The sequence below is a fragment of the Klebsiella sp. SYXHC3 genome (assembly GCF_057196925.1).
The window spans coordinates 906,449-925,116 of the sequence record NZ_JBXUNG010000001.1; the positions used below are offsets into that span (position 1 = coordinate 906,449).

General features: G+C 58.5%; 13 protein-coding genes and 1 pseudogene. All 14 read right to left on the reverse strand.

Features of this window, described 5'->3' with window-relative positions:
• Positions 1-10 precede the first annotated feature (10 nt).
• The 14 genes and pseudogenes from tssJ to AC2CGP_RS04555 all read right to left on the reverse strand — a co-directional run bounded on the left by tssJ (position 11) and on the right by AC2CGP_RS04555 (position 18,472).
• Positions 11-550 (reverse strand): type VI secretion system lipoprotein TssJ, encoded by a 540-nt coding sequence (tssJ, locus tag AC2CGP_RS04490; RefSeq protein WP_032714761.1) that lies wholly within the window; start codon positions 548-550, stop codon positions 11-13.
• On the reverse strand, positions 528-1,613 hold the full coding sequence (gene tssG / locus AC2CGP_RS04495) for a type VI secretion system baseplate subunit TssG (protein WP_213760229.1): 1,086 nt from the start codon (positions 1,611-1,613) through the stop codon (positions 528-530). Before tssG ends, tssJ begins: the two co-directional genes overlap by 23 nt.
• Positions 1,577-3,337 (reverse strand): type VI secretion system baseplate subunit TssF, encoded by a 1,761-nt coding sequence (tssF, locus tag AC2CGP_RS04500; RefSeq protein ID WP_213760227.1) that lies wholly within the window; start codon positions 3,335-3,337, stop codon positions 1,577-1,579. The genes tssG and tssF overlap by 37 nt, the downstream gene beginning before the upstream one ends.
• Positions 3,338-3,409: 72 nt before the next feature.
• A complete protein-coding gene (locus tag AC2CGP_RS04505) occupies positions 3,410-6,793 on the reverse strand; it encodes an ImcF-related family protein (RefSeq protein WP_213760226.1) in 3,384 nt (1,127 codons plus the stop codon).
• A 97-nt stretch (positions 6,794-6,890) separates the two neighbouring features.
• Positions 6,891-9,332 (reverse strand): phospholipase effector Tle1 domain-containing protein, encoded by a 2,442-nt coding sequence (locus AC2CGP_RS04510; protein WP_475702515.1) that lies wholly within the window; start codon positions 9,330-9,332, stop codon positions 6,891-6,893.
• Entirely contained in the window at positions 9,305-9,877 is a 573-nt protein-coding gene (gene tli1a / locus AC2CGP_RS04515) for a Tli1a family immunity protein (RefSeq protein WP_045389854.1), read from the reverse strand. Before tli1a (AC2CGP_RS04515) ends, AC2CGP_RS04510 begins: the two co-directional genes overlap by 28 nt.
• 218 nt (positions 9,878-10,095) lie before the next feature.
• Positions 10,096-12,141, reverse strand: a complete 2,046-nt coding sequence (locus AC2CGP_RS04520) for a phospholipase effector Tle1 domain-containing protein (RefSeq protein ID WP_475702514.1) — start codon at positions 12,139-12,141, stop codon at positions 10,096-10,098.
• The gene (gene tli1a / locus AC2CGP_RS04525) at positions 12,114-12,683 is read right to left on the reverse strand and encodes a Tli1a family immunity protein (protein ID WP_047053829.1); all 570 of its coding nucleotides are present in this window, start codon (positions 12,681-12,683) and stop codon (positions 12,114-12,116) included. The genes AC2CGP_RS04520 and tli1a (AC2CGP_RS04525) overlap by 28 nt, the downstream gene beginning before the upstream one ends.
• A gap of 144 nt (positions 12,684-12,827) precedes the next feature.
• Positions 12,828-13,277: a hypothetical protein gene (locus tag AC2CGP_RS04530; protein WP_047053827.1), complete on the reverse strand. Its 450-nt coding sequence runs from the start codon at positions 13,275-13,277 to the stop codon at positions 12,828-12,830.
• Positions 13,250-13,822, reverse strand: a pseudogene (gene tli1a, locus AC2CGP_RS04535) (Tli1a family immunity protein). The gene AC2CGP_RS04530 and the pseudogene tli1a (AC2CGP_RS04535) overlap by 28 nt, the downstream one beginning before the upstream one ends.
• A 56-nt stretch (positions 13,823-13,878) precedes the next feature.
• On the reverse strand, positions 13,879-14,637 hold the full coding sequence (gene tla1 / locus AC2CGP_RS04540; RefSeq protein ID WP_213760126.1) for a toxin Tle1 chaperone Tla1: 759 nt from the start codon (positions 14,635-14,637) through the stop codon (positions 13,879-13,881).
• A 2-nt stretch (positions 14,638-14,639) separates the two neighbouring features.
• Complete coding sequence (locus AC2CGP_RS04545) at positions 14,640-15,800, reverse strand: hypothetical protein (RefSeq protein WP_213760127.1); 1,161 nt, start codon at positions 15,798-15,800, stop codon at positions 14,640-14,642.
• Complete coding sequence (locus AC2CGP_RS04550) at positions 15,797-16,054, reverse strand: PAAR domain-containing protein (protein WP_015366096.1); 258 nt, start codon at positions 16,052-16,054, stop codon at positions 15,797-15,799. Before AC2CGP_RS04550 ends, AC2CGP_RS04545 begins: the two co-directional genes overlap by 4 nt.
• Before the next feature lie 39 nt (positions 16,055-16,093).
• Positions 16,094-18,472, reverse strand: coding sequence for a type VI secretion system Vgr family protein (locus AC2CGP_RS04555; RefSeq protein ID WP_213760128.1), 2,379 nt, complete (start codon positions 18,470-18,472; stop codon positions 16,094-16,096).
• Between the last annotated feature and the right edge of the window lie 196 nt (positions 18,473-18,668).

Genomic DNA, 18,668 nt, shown 5'->3' on the forward strand with positions numbered 1-18,668 from the left:
AGCGCGTTTCTCACTTCTCCTTCCGCGGTTGCAGAACAAGTTGATGATGGCTGGCCTCAATGACGCGCGCGCGGTCCGGGTCAAGATCCTCACGGGCAAGCACCAGCTTCCAGTCGTTTTTCGTCAGATCCGGCGCCCGGAACAGCGCCACCACGGCAACATACTGCGCCTGTTCATCCAGCGGCATGGTGAGACTCATCTCCGTTCCCGGTTTGAGCACCAGGCTGCGGCTGGCCAGTTGGTCGTCTTTTAATATCTCCTCCCCCTCCGCCGCCAGCTGCTGGTAAACCGTCTTATCGAAAGTCTTGCGATCCTTCAGCACATAGACCCGCACCATCACCGGCTGGGAGGCGCTGTTATCCTCACGGTTATCGGTGTTTAACGCATTGCGCGCGCTAAAATCCAGACGCAGCGTTTTCACCTGGCGATAAAATACTGACTTTACGGCGGACGAAGCGCCGTCGCTGATTTTCTGTGTTAGCCCGCAACCCGCCAGCATGAACGGCAGAAGAATCAGTGCGGATAGTTTAAGCGAAGTGATATGCAACACGTTGGTTTCCTTGTGATAATGATGCAAGCGGCATGCCGCGGTAGCCGCCCAGTTCCGTGGTAAACGTGGCCGGTAAATCCGGCGGAACCGCGTCCCCCTCCATGCCCAGAACGCCGCTTATGCCGAGCATAAACGGCGATTCACCGAGTACCGGCGCGGGTAACAGCGGCGTGGGAAGCGTTAAGGTGATTTTGGCCTTATAGCGCCAGCCGAGATAAACCCGCAGCAGAACCAGAAAGTCCGCATAGATTTGCCCTTCCGGCATCCAGCCTGCGGCCTCGGCGATATCATCGGTGTACAGCGCGATCAGCAACTGGCTGGCAATCTCGGTCGTTTCATCGCCCAGCACCGTGTAGCCATCAAGCAGGAAATCGTTATCGCCGTAAAAACCCAGCGGCTGCGCCGGGTACACCGTCCGTGGGCAGTGCGGCGACGCTTCCGCCCGCGTATGGGGCGCCAACAATCGTACCAGCGCCTGAATCCCCTCTTCGGTACGCGCGGGCAGGCGCATCACGCTGAGTAATGCCAGAAAGCGAGATACCGGCGCGGCAATATGCTGAGCGGTGCCGGGAATGCCAAGCCCGATCAGCCCCAGCAGGCTCTGTGAAGTACGGTCGCGACCGCCGTCTTCAAAGGTTGCCGGATACGAGTATTTGCGCCAGATGCGATAAAACTGGCTCAGAATGCGGTGGTTAAAAATATCGAGAAATGCTTCCTGCGCCTCATGCCCTTCTCTTTGCTGCGCAATATCATCCAGCCAGGCGGTGGGCAACGGCGAATCGACACCGTATAGCCCCATAAAGGTGGTGCGCAGCGTCGGCGGCGCGTCGGGATGCGCCTCATCATACTCCACCGCTTTGAGTTCGCTGACCGGAAAACCCATCCCCGGATGCGGGCGAAAGCGTACCGGATCATCCGCCGGGTTTAGCGTGCTGCCTAATTCCGGCGCGCCAGGTCGCGATTTTTCCAGTAGCTGGCAGAAGCGGTAAAAGTTGATGCGCTGAATATCCCGCTCCAGCCGCGGGCTCAGCCGGGAATGCGGCGTTTGTGGTTCTCCAGCCATTCGAGACGCTCTCCGGTAGGTTGCAGTATCAGAATCAGACGATTAAACAGATGGATGTCGGTATACAGGGCAAAGAAGCGGTTGAGCATCTCGCCAAACAGGCAGATGTCACCGTGCCCGGCGAAGCCGTTACCGTCGAGCGTCACCTCTATCTGCACGCCGCGTAGAAAGTGCCCCTCGGCAAAACGTTCCACCTCACAGTGGCTCACGTCGACGATCGCCTGCAGGCGACGGCGGTTCATTTCGTTGTCCGTCCAGTCGTACAACGCCAGCGCGCCGCGCAACACCTCGGCGTTATCCATCATCCACAGGAAGCTGCTACCGAGATGGCTCAGTACCCGCCAGTGAAAACGGTCGCGATCCGGTGGATAACACGGCAACGTCGGCGCGCTGAGATTGCGCACCTGGAGTCGCGACATTGTGGATTTGACCACCGTGTCCAGCAGCGTGCTTTGCAGCGCCCGCCGCGGCAACTGGCCGTTGGTGCCGATCAGGCTCAATGACAGGGTTTCATTCTGCGGCACGCGATGCTGGTCAAACGCCTCGCCGCCCAGCGTCAGCCAGGTATCATGCAGCCCGGACGGGCCACGTTTAACGCGCGTGTGGTAATAATATTCCGGCGCATCATGGCGCAACATGCCGCCTTTGTGGCGAAAACTGGTAAACGGCACATACGCCTGGGTGCCGGAAAGGCGGGAGGAAGTGACGGACTCCACCGAATAGATTTCGGTGTGTCCATCCTGGACGCGCATGGGGCGCAGCAAATACTCACTTTGTAGTGAATCCAGATGCAGCGGGTCCGACTCCAGCGGAAACAGGTTAATAACCGGGCTGCAGTGTAGGCGCAGATGTTTCTCTGACAACGCATACTCCTGCGGCCACGGTTTATCCAGCACGACCTCGATCTCAAACCATCCCGGCGCATCAGGAAACGTCATATTCTCCAGCCCGCACAGCGCGACCGTCATAAACTTTTCTCGAAAGCTGAAATACTCCAGCAGCAACTGGTAGCCGCTGAACCCGCCGCTTTGAGGCAGCAGCGCCTCATCGCTGCCAAACCCGCAGACGGCAAAATGGGCCGCCAGCGGCCTGCTATCAGCCTCCCCCGCCAGACGTATGCCGATGTGCGCCACATTCAGGGTCAGCGCTTCATGCAGCGCGCAGGCCAATGGCGCATCGGCATTCAGATACAACGGAATACGGCTCAGGTCGAGCGCCCGCCAGTCCACCAGCGCGCTACAGTCAAAACGCAGACAAATCGCCTGGCGGCCGTCGGCCTGCGCCCTGACGCTGGCGCGGGAGAGCGCGAGCGGCTGCAAAGTTAGCGGCTGGGTCGTGGTGTAACGGCAGCGGGTGCCCGTCTCGCCGATGGGCCGGGAGATCACTTCCGTTCCCTTCTTCAGCCGCTGCGGCTCTTTCATCTCCCGCCAGTCGACGCTGAACTCCACCATCGCCAATGACGGAATGGTACGGAGATAATGCGGCCAGATCATACTCACCAGCCCGCCGGTCAGCTCCGGCAGGTCGTCGTCGAGCTTTTCGCGCAGCCGCCCCATCAGGAAAGCAAAACCTTCGAACAGGCGCTCAACATAGGGATCGCGGGCGCCGGCTTTATCGAGGTTTAACGCCGCGGCGCGATCGGGATGGGCGCGGGCAAACTCCTCGCCAGCCTCACGCAGATAGCGCATTTCAGCGTCAAAATAACGCAGAGTTAAATCGTCCATGGAATATCTCAGATGTCAGAATTGAAAAACTCGCTGCTTGTAAAGCAGCGCTTGCAGAGTGAATGTCGCCCCTTATTCCTCTACGTCACCGTCGGCAAACGGTTCTGCTTGGGAGGCCTCCACGATGAAAATCTGTGTCGGCAACGTGAAGTTTCGCAGTTTCAGCAACGCCAGCGGGCCATCGCCGAGTTCGGTACGCAGCAGCCACTGCAGTTGCCGGTTATCCGGCGTATTGACCGTCAGACGAAACAGCCCATCGCCGATCTGCTGGCGCTTCATTCTCTCCAGCATACGCAGCGTGCCCCACGGGCCGCTGTCGTTCGCCAATAGCCGAGCGCCCGCCGCCACTGAGCTCCAGCTCAGCATCGCGCCGGGTTTGTTGATAGTCCCCGGCCAGCGGAAACTTTTCCATTCGGCAAGCTGGTTAAAGTAGTGCAGATTCTGGCCGTCGAGGGTGAGTTGCGTTTCAACAATGCCCGGCGTCGCCACCCCCTGTAGTTCAAACCCCATTCCCTGACTGCCGTCGGTAAACAGGATGTCGGACAAGGAACTCAGTTGATTAATCGCCTTCAGGAAGGCCGGATTGAAAGTCAGCCCCTGACTGTGCGCGCTATCGGCCACCCAGCGGCTACCCTCCCGGTTGAGCACGCCGCCCAACTGTCGGGCAAGAAACTGGTCGATTCGCCCGCTATCGCGACGGATGAATGCCGCCAGCATCGGTAGCGAGACATCGTTTTTGCCCGCGGCAAACGGATAGCGGCCGTCGAAAGCCGAATGCCAGTTAGCGACCACAGAACGCTGCCACGCCTCGTTCAGGCTGGCCGCCGATGGCTGCAGCACCGTTTCCCAGGCCTGCGTCAGCGGCTGGACGAACATAGTCTGGCCGAAACCGCTCCACTCTTCGCCAAGGCTGGCCGCCACCAGGCTGCCGTACTCCTGGGTGTCGGTCAGGTCGACGCTTTTACCCTGGAACACGGTCTGCGCCAGCTGCTGCATCATCGCCTGCGGGTCGGGGGCGTTTGCCACCTGCTGGAGCCGCAGGCGTACGCGGGTCAGGCGCGTCAGCCAGGTCTGTAAACTGAGGGTGCTGTCTGCGGCGACCACGCTTTGAGAGGGATTTTTGCCCATCAGCGCCAGCAGCGGCCCAAAGGTACTCTCCAGCGGGCCGCGCGCGCCGCCGGCCTGCTGGTCGATAAACGGCTGCTTATCCTTATCGAGTAGATTTTTTGCCGATTTCACCAGCGAATCCGCCACGCCCTCACGCTGCTGACCGGTCTGCCCCTGCCAGGCAAGGGTATTCATCAACGCAATCAGCGGCGACTGACGAACGTCGCCCGCCAACGTCAGCTGATCGGTCACATCGGCAATATTGCGCGCCGGATTCAAGCGGATGCTATTGAGAAAACCCAACCACGCCCCGGCGAAATCGGTGAAATAACGATCGGTCAGCCGCTGTTTCAACGCCTCCGGGGAGACGTCGCCGCTGACGGTCTGGCGGCTATCGCTCAGCACCCAGTCGATCTCATCGCGCCTGGCCGCCACCGCCTTATCGATCGCCTCGCGCACGCCGCCCTCCCACGCCTGACGGGTAAACATCCCCGGCACCACCTCTTCCGTGGTAAACAACCGGCTGGCATTGGTCTGCGGCGTCATGTCTTCCAGCGTCATGTCGGCATAGTTACGGCGCACCTGCAGCAGCATGTTCTCGTAAAGTGTGCTTTCGGCGTTGCGCCGCCCGATTTGCGCCAGCAGCACCTGACGCGCTTGCGTCACCAGCGCGGCGTCCGGGGTGATTCTCCACGTCGGCTGCGACGGCAAGTTGTCCATATAGAAGCCCCATAAATCGGGGGCGATGCTCTGCCATAGCGCCGGGGCGACTCCCTGACGCGTCTGCTGCGCGGCGGTCATTGCCTGGCGGTAAAACGCCGCATCGGCTTTGTCCGGACGCGCCATCATCAGATAGGCCTTTAACTGGTCATAACCCGCTTTCGCCAGCTGCGCCCGCTGCGGGCTGCGCGGCGGCAGGTTGACCAACACCGTCAGTTGCCGGGTCAGCGCCTGCGCCGCGGCGTCGCGGATCAGACGCTGGTTAGCCCGCCCATACCACGGCAGCAGCGCGGCAGAAAGCGGCGCATTATGATTAAGACCAAAGCGCTGATACCAGGGCGTGCCGTTGGCGAGCTGATTCTGTAGACGGCCGATATCGTTGCGCAGCACCTGCAAATCGATCAGCTGCTGGTCGTTAACGACGGGCTGCCGCAGCAGCTGTACCCGCTGGGTGGCGCTGACAATTTGCTGGCGGTTGACGATAAAAGAGAGCAGGCTTCCCGCCGCCCACAGAGCAATCAGCGCCAGCAGGCCGACGCCGAGGGAGCGGCGCCACGCCACCCCCACCGGCACGCCGCGCGCGCGGCCGCAGTCTGCGATGATACCCTGCCAGACGGCCGGGGCCGGCCAACGGTGGGGATAGAGCCCATTGTCCACCGCTTCTTCCGCCTTTAACGAGGGGCTGAACAGCAGACCACGGAGCGGGATCTGTTGCAGATGCCCGGTAAGCCACGGCGTCAGTAGCGTCTTCCAGCCGCTGATACCGCCCTCCTTCAGCCATTTAGCGACACGCAGCAGGTAATCGTGGGACGTATCAGTGCACAACTGCTGGGTCCCCTGCGCCAGCATGGCGGGCAGAATGGCGCGAAGCTGCCGTTCAACATCCTGCGGGACGGCCCGCGGCGGGAACAACGCCCCCAGCGTCTGGGTAATGCGCGTATCCTGCGGCCAGTCGCTGTCGTGGAGTTGCCACAGATAGACCGGCGGCTGGTAGCGCAGAACCTGCGCAACCTGCTCCAGCGTTCGCAAATCCCCGTCCAGGGTCGCGGCTGTGGCCTGAGCATTGTCCAGCGCCAGCACGATACCATCCAGCGGCCGGCGGCCGCGCAGCCGACGCAGGGCGCTGAGCCGCTCGTTATCCACCGTCGCCGACAGGCTACCGCCGTGAATTAGCACCGTACCGCGGCCCTCCAGCCATTGCTGTTGCGCAAGGCCTGGAGCGATGGCGGCAATCTGCGCCGCCTCGCCAGCGACCCACAGCAGGCGGACCTTATTGCGCCACAATCGGCCGTAGCGGCGACGGAGAAAGTGCTTTAAGGACGCAAACGGCTGCGCCGGTTTTGTCTGCTGGCTAATAAAAGTCCGCGTCTGACGCTGTTGCCCATCGGCTTTTTGCCTGATAAACAGGTGGAAAGCAATAAAGCCCAGTATCCAGAGACAGAGACCATACGCCCAGATCAGGCCACAGACGGTCAATATCTCGCGGATCGCCGTCCACTGCAGCGTGCGGTTGGCGTGCCAGTTCCACCATCCCAGACCGCTCAGCAGGACCACAATTGTCCAGACGGCAAGACACAGGGTCGCGGTAGCCGCTACGGTCATTACCGCGGCATTTTTTTCCTTGAACATAAAATTGATGATTCCCTTAGCCACGGGCGTGCATCATCACGCCCGTATAGCGTTATTAAGGATACTTAGCGGATATAATGAATATGGCGATAACGAATTAAGGCAGCAGTATTTTAAAAGCCTCGCTTTTTATATCGCGATATATTTTACCCAACACGCCCGATACCGTATTCAGATCTTTCATATCCGTTCGCGCCTGCACTAATATATCGCCAACATTAATATCTATAATCGCTTTTACCCGCTGGCCAAATTGTTTCACCGAATCCCACGTATCGTCATCGTTATCGTAAATAGTCCGCGACGCAAAATAACCGTGTGAAAACGAGGAGTGCAGCGGGTCGTGATTATATTTGGCCAGCGTGTCATGCACGTAGTTATCGTAAAAATCCAGCATCGTCGGCGAGCCCATCAGCGCCGCCCGCCGGGCATCGCCGCTTTTCTTGATCTGGATATATTCCGACTCCTGCGCCGCCACCAGCGGACCGCCAAGCTGGTTGGTCTGCGTGGTGGGGATCACATCCAGCAACACCTGGGCCAGCAGCGCCACGATACCGGTATGGGCAAAATCATAGCCCCACGCCGCGCGGTCCAGCCGATCCTTATCGATAAACGGCACTTCTCGCGGTCCTTCGCTTTCCGCGGGCGCCGCCGCCGACGGCATCGCGCCGGATGATTCATTCAGCGCCTGCTGATAAAAAGGCTTGCGCTGATAATACTTATCGGCGTATTGCGGGCTGGCAAAGCGCTCGGTGCGCCAGGCGGTGATCCAGCTCAGCTGGTCCGCCAACATCACCTCCAGCGCTTTGGCCTTCAGCGGCACATACACCGGATCCGGCAGTTTGCCCATCGGGCCGTTCTCCGGCGGCTTCGCGGCGGCGGCGGCTTTCGCCTTATCGCCATCCGCCTTGTCGTGAGCTGCCTTCAGCGCGGCGACCGGATCCCGGCCCTGAGCCACGGCGATGGCCACCACCTCCGCCTCATTGACGGCCGGCGTTTCGGTCTTCGCCCCCGCCTGCTGCGCCCCGGCCTGCTGCCAGGCGTTAAACAGGGCAATGGCCTGGGCGGAGATTCTGAATTGTTTTAATACGTCACCTTGCATTATCCGATAGGTTTTCTCTTTAGCCCCGCCAGGCATCACCTCCTCAGGTACGCTCAGCGGCGCCCCGGCGTCAAAGGCGGCGGCATACATATCGTGCAGCACAATCTTTGACAGCAGGCTGGCGGCATCGGTCTGCACCTTACCGAGTTCGGTGGGCTTACAGTCGCCGCCGACATCGGCATGCATCCCGGGGTAGACCACCTCCACTGCCCCGGCCGGATATTTGCCGTCCGGACCGCGAATGGAGTCCAGCGGCAGGTCGCCGTGCTGCTCGTGGCCGGCGACAAAGTGGTAGCAGCTTTTTAAGAAGCCTTTGGTGGTCGGCAGCCGCAGGCTGTTGGCCGCCCAGCCCAGATGCCCGGTGGCCGACGGCAGGATATGCGGCACGCCAACCGCGGAGACCGTATCCAGCAGCCCCATAAACTCGATACTGATGGGGATGCCCAGCAGGGTCGGGCCGCCGGGCACCACCGTCCCCGCCGGCAGCATATTTGTCGCATCGAGCGGCATTTTAGCGTCATCGAGCAGCGACTCCAGCCCGCGGGCAAAGGCGCGGGCGGTGGCGGCCCCCCGGCAGTAGCCGTAGACAAAGAGCTTGATTTTGGCGATGCGCCGCTGCGAGCGCTGGATATGCAGCCGCGTCGGTTGCCGCGGCCACTGATTGACCACGCAGCCCAGATGATCGTCGCAGAATTTTTCAAGCGCGCTTTTACGGTTGAACTTCTGGGTCAGCCGCGAGAAGGGCCAGACGGTGGCCATACTTTGCCGATATCTGGTCAGTTCGCTGTCTTTGATCGCGGTTTTGTTCACCGCATAGCAGATGCTGCTGTAGGTTTTTAGCAGTGCCTGATTGATACGGTCCTCACCGCCGTTGGCAAACAGTTCGCCGTCCAGCGAGTAGTGCTCTTCGCCAATCTCCGGAAAGCGCGCCCCGCAGCCGGGAAAGTAGTAACAAAAGAAACCATCGTTATCAGCTGAAAAGCTCTGATCCGTCCAATTGGCCGCATGGTAAAGGCGGCCAATATTGGTCAGCGGCGGATTACGCGAGCCATACACTTCATCAGCACCTTCTTTATTACAACAGGTACCGTCGAAGAACAGGCTGATATGCAGGCTGGCCGGGCAGCCCGGTTCCGTTTTTTTGTCCGAGGGATGTTCTGACTCTTTAACATACCCCTCCAGGTACTGCCTGGCATAGTTACCTTCAGTCTGCGTTCTGCTCGCCGGCAGACGGCCACGCTCGTTGTATTCGGTTTTCTGCTGCGTGGAGTCATCAGCTGGCGCTTTCCCCTTTTTATCATCCGGCCCGGGAAACTTCGGCGGTAAGCTGGCCGCTTCCGCGGTGGAGGTTTTAACCGTGACCGGGGTAGCACCGGTCTGAAAAGCCGCAATAAGCGCCTTCAGTGAATTCAGCGTGGACTCTGCGGTGTCGGACATACGATGTTCTCCTTAACATGCTTATAAAGTATATTTTTTGCTCTTTCCTTCCAGTCTGGCGGCGACTGGGGAACCGGATACTCCGGTTGTCCCGGTGGAATGCAGGAACGGACTATCCGCACCTTATCGCAGGGGAAAATATGCACATGAAAACCGCAAGCCTGATCCTCCTCCCAGCGTTCGATAGGGACGATGATCGGCCCATGGCGCTGATAGTGAGTTTCATAATCATCGGGCATCTCACTCGATTTCATCCAGGAGTTAGGATCGGAAGTCCAGGTGATTTTTGCCGTCAGGCCCGGCCGCCAGACATCTGGCACCATCACGCAGCAGAAGCCGCCGCCGCCGCCGTAGGAGTTCGCCCTTGGCCCGCCGTAGCCGTTCACCTGCACCGAAACGATGGCATCCGGGCCGTGGTTTAACAACGTTATGTCGGCGGCGCTCATGCCGTCGCGACTGTGGTCGCGACAGCCCGTCAGCAGGCAGAGAAAAACGGCGACCAGCACCGCCAGTCCGCCGGGCAAAATACGGATATGCTTTATCATTGATGTGTCCTTACAAAAGAAATTAAATGCGTCGTTATTAAGAGATGACGTGATGACAGAATTATATTTTTGCTGATATATATACCTCCCGGATATTTGTGATGATGATATTTGTAGCGGTCAAATAAAATGGGCCGCTATAAATATCTTCAGCTGTATTCTCATATCCGTTCGCGCCTGCACTACTATATCGCCGACATTAATATCAATAATCATTTTTACCCGCAGGCTTGCGTGGTGGGAATAATATCCAGCAGCACCTGAGCCAGCAGCGCCACGATACCGGTATGGGCAAAGTCATAGCCCCACGCCGCGCGGTCCAGCCGATCCTTATCGATAAACGGCACTTCATGCGGCCCTTCGCTTTCCGCGGGCGCCGCCGCCGACGGCAGCGCGCTGACCTGCTCATTCAGCGCCTGCTGATAAAAAGGCTTGCGCTGATAATACTTATCGGCGTATTGCGGGCTGGCAAAGCGCTCGGTGCGCCAGGCGGTGATCCAGCTCAGCTGGTCCGCCAGCATCACCTCCAGCGCTTTGGCCTTCAGCGGCACATACACCGGATCCGGCAGTTTGCCCAGCGGACCGTTCTCCGGCGGCTTCGCGGCTGCGGCTTTCGCCTTATCGCTATCCGCCTTGTCGTGAGCCGCCTTCAGCGCGGCAACCGGATCCCGGCCCTGAGCCACGGCGATGGCCACCACCTCCGCCTCATTGACGGCCGGCGTTTCGCTCTTCGCCCCCGCCTGCTGCGCCCCGGCCTGCTGCCAGGCGTTAAACAGGGCGATGGCCTGGGCGGAGATTTTGAATTGATCCAGTAAATCATTGGTCATTACACGATACTTTTTGCCTTTAGCCCCCCCGGGCAACACTTCTTCAGGCACGCTCAGCGGCGCCCCGGCATCGAAGGCGGCGGCATACATATCGTGCAGCACAATCTTTGACAGCAGGCTGGCGGCATCGGTCTGCACTTTGCCGAGTTCGGTGGGTTTACAGTCACCGCCGACATCGGCATGCATCCCGGGATAGACCACCTCCACCGCCCCGGCCGGGTATTTACCGTCCGGACCGCGAATAGAGTCCAGCGGCAGGTCGCCATGCTGCTCGTGGCCGGCGACAAAGTGGTAGCAGCTTTTTAAGAAGCCTTTGGTGGTCGGCAACCGCAGGCTGTTGGCCGCCCAGCCCAGATGACCGGTGGCCGACGGCAGGATATGCGGCACGCCAACCGCGGAGACCGTATCCAGCAGCCCCATAAACTCGATACTGATGGGGATACTCAGCAGAGTCGGGCCGGCCGGAACCACCGTCCCCGCCGGCAGCATATTTGTCGCATCAAGCGGCATTTTAGCGTCATCGAGCAGCGACTCCAGCCCTCGGGCGAAGGCGCGGGCGGTGGCGGCCCCCCGGCAGTAGCCGTAGACAAAGAGCTTGATTTTGGCGATGCGCCGCTGCGAGCGCTGGATATACAGCCGCGTCGGCTGCCGCGGCCACTGGTTGACCACGCCGCCCAGATGGTCGTCGCAGAATTTTTCAAGCGCACTTTTACGGTTGAACTTCTGGGTCAGCCGCGAGAAGGGCCAGACGGTGGCCATACTTTGCCGATATCTGGTCAGTTCGCTGTCTTTGATCGCGGTTTTGTTCACCGCATAGCAGATGCTGCTGTAGGTTTTAAGCAGCGCCTGGTTGATACGGTCCTCACCGCCGTTGGCAAACAGCTCGCCGTCCAGCGAGTAGTGCTCTTCGCCAATCTCCGGAAAGCGCGCTCCGCAACCGGGAAAGTAGTAGCTGAAGTAACCGTCCGCTTCCGCAGGCGATGTCTGAGTTGTCCAGTTGGCTGCATGGTAAAGGCGGCCAATATTGGTCAGCGGCGGATTACGCGAACCATATACCTCATCGGCTCCCTCTTCATTACAACAGGTACCGTCAAAGAACAGGCTGATATGCAGGCTGGCGGGGCAGCCCGGTTCCGTTTTTTTGTCCGATTGATGATGGGACTCTTTAACATACCCCTCCAGGTACTGCCTGGCGTAGTTGCCTTCGGTCTGCGTTCTGCTCGCCGGCAGGCGACCGCGCTCGTTGTATTCGGTTTTCTGCTGCGTGGAGTTATCCGCTAACGTTTTCCCCTTTTTATCATCCGGCCCGGGAAACTTTGGCGGTAGGCTGGCCGCTTCCGCGGTGGAGGTTTTGACCGCGACCGGGGTGGCGCCGGTCTGAAAGGCGGCAATAAGCGCCTTCAGGGCATTCAGCGTGGACTCTGCGGTGTCGGACATACAACTTCCTCCTTAATATGTTTGAAAATAACGCTATCTGCTTTTTTTTCTTCGTCAGGTTCAGGTTGTACTGGGTATTCAGGGGAATCACGCATATGACAGGAACGGACTATCCGCACCTTATCGCAGGGGAAAATATGCACGTCGAAACCGCAGGCCTGCTCCTCCTCCCAGCGCTCAATCGGCACGGTAATTGGTCCATGGCGCTGATAGTATTGTGAATAGTTGTCAGGCATATTGCTGGATTTCATCCAGGAGTTAGGGTCGGAGGTCCAGGTGATTTTTGCCGTCAGCCCTGGGCGCCAGACATCAGGCACCATGACGCAGCAGAAGCCGCCGCCGCCGCCGTAGGGATTAGCTCTTGGCCCGCCGTAACCGTTCACCTGCATCGAAACAATGGCATCCGGACCGTGGTTATAGACATTTATATCGGCGCCGCTCATGCCGTCGCGACTGTGATCGCGGCAGGCCGTCAGCAGGCAGAGAAAAACGGCGGCCAGCACCGCCAGCCCGCCGGGCAAAATACGGATATGCTTTATCATTGATGTGTCCTTACAAAAAATTAAATGCGTCGTTATTAAGAGATGACGTGATGACAGAATTATATTTTTGCTGATATATATACCTCCCGAATATTTGTGATAATGATATTTGTAGCGGTCAAATAAATTTGGCCGCTACAGACATTAATACCGGTTTTCCAAATGATAAAATCGGGCGATATTAGTCAGCGGCGGGTTTCGCGAACCGTAGACCTCATCAGCCCCCTCTTTATTACAGCAGGTACCGTCGAAGAACAGACTGATATGCAGGCTGGCCGGGCAGCCCGGTTCCATTTTTTTGTCCGAGGGATGTTCTGACTCTTTAACATACCCTTCCAGGTACTGCCTGGCATAGTTGCCTTCGGTCTGCGTTCTGCTCGCTGGCAGACGGCCGCTCTCGTTGTATTCGGTTTTCTGCTGCGTGGAGTTATCCGCTGACGTTTTCCCCTTTTTATCATCCGGCCCGGGAAACTTTGGCGGTAGGCTGGCCGCTTCTGCGGTGGAGGTTTTGACCGCGACCGGAGTGGCACCGGTCTGAAAAGCCGCAATAAGCGCCTTCAGGGCATTCAGCGTGGAGTCTGCGGTGTCGGACATACAACTTCCTCCTTGATATGTTTGATAAGTATTTTCTGAGCTCTTTCCTTCCAGTCCGGTGGAGACTGGGGAACCGGATACCCCGGCTGTCCCGGTGGAATGCAGGAACGCACTATCCGCACCTTATCGCAGGGGAAAATATGCACATGAAAACCGCAGGCCTACTCCTCTTCCCAGCGCTCAATGGGTACGGTAATCGGTCCATGCCGCTGATAGTTTGTTTCATAATCGTCGGGCATCTCACTCGATTTCATCCAGGCATTAGGATCGGAAGTCCAGGCGATTTTTGCCGTCAATCCCGGGCGCCAGACATCTGGCACCATCACACAGCAGAAGCCGCCGCCGCCGCCGTAGGGATTCGCCCTTGGTCCGCCGTAGCCGTTCACCTGCACCGAAACAATGTCGTCCGGGCCGTGGTTTAAAAGGGTGATGTCAGCGCCGCTCATGCCGTCGCGACTGTGATCGCGACAGGCCGTCAGCAGGCAGAGAAAAACGGCGGCCAGCATCGCCAGTCCGCCGGGCAAAATACGGATATGCTTTATCAATGATGTGTCCTTACAGAACTGATAATCGCCTATTGATGATCAAAAGGGAGGATGTTTCATTCCTCAAAGTGGCTTTCGAACCAGGAAGCTAAATCGCCGATAAAATTCTGCTGATGCGCCTGCCAGCCGAGCTGCCAAAGAGTGTTAAATTTCTCCTCCTGGGTGGTAAAAAAGGTGCTGAATTTTTCAGAAACCGTAAATTGCTGGGCATCGATAGCGACATCCAGTTTCATCATTTGCTCATCGCTGAAATTAATCTTGATCGCCTCCGGGATCGCTGCCTGAACAGGCGAACACTCGCCTTCCAGCCAGCAGATCTTGTCGTCTCTATCGCGATAGCTCCAGAGATAAACCGGTTCTAAAAACCATGCTTTTTGTTCTTCAGTGAGCACATGCTGCATCAGCAACGGGAACATGCGGGTATCGTAATAACGCACCAGGCCAGAACGGTCTTCCCATGCGCCGTCGGCCAGATTGCGCAGGTGGGCGGCGAGCGTTGAAAAACTCAGTGGTGAGAGGAAGATCAGCAGACCCGGCTTGCAGGAAAATGCGGCGATCAGATCGGCAATCCACTGACGATGCTGCCAGCAGGCTGGCTCCAGCCGCATCAATAAAGGCGCCATCTCCAGCAGCGGCTCTTCCGGTTGCCCCTGATAGAGTGAGAACCACTGCACCGGAGGGGAAAGTCTATTTAAGCCATCCAATAACGGGTTGTCTAAAACGCCTTGATCGGCAATGAGATAGACGTCGCGCAGCGCGAGTTTGCGCGCAAATTGTTCCAACTTGCTCATCCATTCCTGATCCATTAACGACATGTTCACTCCTTCTTGTCTTGAGGTTGCGGTGCCGGGACTGCTGCGGTGACGATGCCCAGTGAGAGAGGGTGACGGGGATCGCGGGCGATCCAGCCGCAAGACTGATGAAAGCAGCGGGCAAATATTGCCGCCAGCGCGATGGTGATGAGCGGCTCCATCTGCCCCGTCTCACCCCAGTTTTCATCCTGCAGCAGTTGGTTGCTGTTCCAGCCGCTTTGCACCAGTTCCGGGATTTGCGGTTGTGTGAATGCGATACAGGGATCGGGCGGGCGTTCGGCCCCGCTTTGCTGCATCGCCCGCTGACAGACAAGTTGGATATTTTCCACCGCGGCGCCTTCATAAACCTCGCCGCGGGTCAGCCGCGCCTCCCCCTCCCGGGCCAGTAACCACAGCACGGCGGATTCCCCCGCTGGTCTCGCCGAATCCACCGTCGCCGCCACCGACTGGCACCCCGCCACCAGAATGAAACATTCGTCGCCGGCCGCATTAATGCGCGCGGTAATCTCCGATAAGCTGGCCTCGCCCTGCCAGGGTTCCGCCATATGCGGCAACTGAGCGGTGGGACAGCGCTTGCGCAGCTCGGCGCAAAATTCTCGCCACGCCGGTTCGCTGCCCTGCCAGTAACAGCCGCTCAGGCCGGGAAGTTGATGTTCGCCACGTTGCGCCAGCCATTGTTGCGCCAGCATTCGGGCTAGCTGCTGTTCACGCAGGTCGATATCGACGATGTCCGAGTGGATCAGCCGCAGCGCCCGCGCACCGGCCTCCAGTTTCTCTTTTGGCGCCTTGTGTTCTCGCTTCAGCAGCGTCTGCCAGCGCTCGGGTTCACACCCCACCGGCCCCAGCAGCACCGTTTCCACCAACCCAACGCTATATTGATGCCGGGCCCACCACGTTTGATGATCGAAATCGATCAACCGCTGGTAGTACTGGGTGTAGTGAACCGACAGGCGGTAATAAAGCAGACGCAGCATCCAGATGATGAGGACCAAAAGCATGGCGCTAACGATTGCGACGGTTATTAACGCCCCGCCACGCGCTTCGGCAGGCATTAACGCCGCGCCTCCTCCGCTGATAAGCGTCATCCCCGCGCCGACGGACAACCACCGTCCGTTGTGGGGCGGCGTGGCGGTTTTGTAAGGCAGATAGTCGGTTAGCTGTCTCATAGCGCGACTTCGCAATCAGGGCGTGAACTCACCAGCGTACAGCCGCAGGCGCAATGATGCCCGTCAAGAGCCACCGGAGAACCATCCACTTCATACAGCGAGCTTCCTTCGGCTATGACCGTCAGGCCATGTTCATTGCAGCTCACCTGGTCGCCTTTGCAGGCGATGCCTTTACCAAAACAGAGATAATGGCCGCCGATCACCGTACCGCCATGCTCACGCAAGGTATCACCCTGCCGAATAATGGGTTTCAAGGTCTGTTCCTCCGGGTAAGTTATATCTATGAGCGATTGTCAGGCGGCGCGGGGCACAAAAGCCTGAGCCAGTTCTTGCGCACGAATCAGGCAGTCTTTACATATCGATGTGGGAAGATCGGGAAGCGGAAACGTCTCGCCGGCCGGCCCCTGCATCTTATGCGTGCCTTTAAAACTGAGCAGACTCGGGCTGTGAAGATGGATTTCTCCCTGCGGCGTCAGGCGGATGTAGCCGCCGCCGCAGCCCAGGGTGATGCCATTTTTGGCGGTAAGCTGCAGATGTCCCTGCGTTGACTGCACGGTAATATCCTTCAGTGAAGTGAGCGCCAGCGTGTCGCCGTGCGACTCTATCTCCAGCGGTCCTTTCACCGATACCATACGCATCCCTTCGCGGTGGGAAAGCAGCGAGATTGCGTTTTTGCTATTCACCGACAGCCGGTTGCCGCTGGCCAGCGCAATATCGCTGGCGCTTTGCAGGTACAAGCCTTTACCACTCTGTAGCAGCGTCGTTTCCGCCGTCACGATGCCGATACCTTTCGGCGCGCTCATCAGCAGGACGGGGCTCGCCAGATTGACGGCTTTGCCGACGAACTGCTTTAACGTGCTGACATCCGGCGGGGTGTTGTAGTGGGTGCGGGCTATCTCCTGCCAGTCGTTGAGCTGAACAACGGCACTGCTGAGCAATTGACTGGCGGGATCCATTTCCACGACCGCGCCCATCGCTTTCAGTTGTTCATCGGCGCTAATAAATATTCCCTTACCGCCGCGGATCGCGCCGTAGCTGTCGGTGCGTAACTCAAATCCCTCACCGCGCGGCGTATTCTGATGATCCACCAGGTGGCCGAGGTTGAGCTGGCTCTTGCCGCCATATTCGGTGCTGACCTTAACGTGCTCTTTACCCCGAGTATCATCGAGGCGAATCTTGTTGTTCGCCGGCGTGCGCAGCACGTTACGCTTGTAGTTGTAGAGCGTCACGTGGTCCTGGTGCGTGGAGTCGTGCAGCGCGCCGACAATATAGGGCCTATCGGGATCCCCCTGCTCAAAAGCGATCGCCACTTCGGTGCCCGCTAACAACGGCAGATGCAGGCCAAAGGTTTCACCGGCGTAAGGACGCGCCTGGCGCACCCACAGGCTTTCCTCCCCCGGCTGCCAGCGATCGCGATCGAACAATAAGTTCACCCGATAACGTCCGTCGCGATCGATATGGCCATAGAGATCGTTGATTTTGGTGCTGGTGACGCGCGCCGGCAGCGTCCCGGCCATTCTGGGTTTGCTGATGACCGCCGGGCGAAAGCAGTAAGTCTCTACGCAGGGAATAGCCTGAAACGTCATGACGAAGCTGCGGTCGCGACGGGCGCGACAGTGAATCGCAGCGATCGCCACCCCCTGGCGCCAGACGTCCGTCACCTCTTCGCCGCCGCTCACTTTTAGCTGCTGGCCGGGAGCCAGCGCCGCGCAGTTGGTTTCCCCACTCAGCCGCGTCTGCTGGTTGAGATAACGCTCATGACGAATACGGGCATAAAAGGCCCCGCTCTCCGGGTCCGGAGTATGCTGGAAGCGATTACCCGGCGTCAGATAGTTGTCCGCCCAGTGATAGGCTTCACCATAGGTGGTGCTATCGCCACGGCTGACATTGACGTTGAGATTCATATCCTCTGGCGCGTTACGGTAGTTATAGTCACGAGTAAAGACCGAACGCTCAACTACGTGGTGTCGGCTCTGTAAGTCCCACACCGATTCGCTCCCGCCGTCATGCTGCCCGGAGGGAGCGACCGAAGGCAACGACAGTCCCGTCTCGTAGTGTTGCTGGTCATCGTAGAACTCCGCCACATCAATATTCAGCCGGGTATCGGCGGTAAAGCGAAACCAGATCCCCACCTCGCCTAACAGGCGGGAGATAAAGGTCAGATCGTCCTCGCCATACTGCATCACCTGTTCACGCCGCGGATACTCATGCGCCAGTTGAAAGACAAAATCTTCCCCGCGCATCTGGTGACGGGTTCTGAGAATGTGCTCCACAATCTGCGGCGCCGACATATCCTGATAAATCCGGTTCTGATGGCTCTTCGACAGTAGCGCCAGACGCGGCTGTAACGTCAAGGCGTAGCGCGTTTCCTCTTTTGCGGTGGAAAGCCGTTCAAAAGAGGTGATCACTCCCTGAAGAACGCGCACCGGTTGCTGGATCTTAATGCCAAATCCCTGGTCAACCGGCGCCTGCAAGGTCAGCGAGGCGTTTTGCAGCAACATCTGCTGCGGGGTGATAGCTTTATCGCTGCTGGTAAATTCAATGGTATAGCGGAAAGGCTCACTTAAGTTTTCCTCGCCTTCAAAGCACAGAACATCCAGCAACGAGTTACAACCATGCACCTGTAACAGATGATGGCTGTGGTTGAACAACAGAGGCTTTATGTCACTCATGATTTATTTTCCTGTATCAAACGCCATGCTCTTTATCCCCCTTCCATCGCCTTCGGCCACGCTACCGCCCGTCGCTGTTTCCTGTTGATAAGGAGCCCAAAAGCGCACAAGGTTGGGCAGATTGTGTTGACCCCGGTACCCGGCAACAAAAACGACGGACAGGAAAACCTGTCCGTACGAAGAGTCATGAGATGGT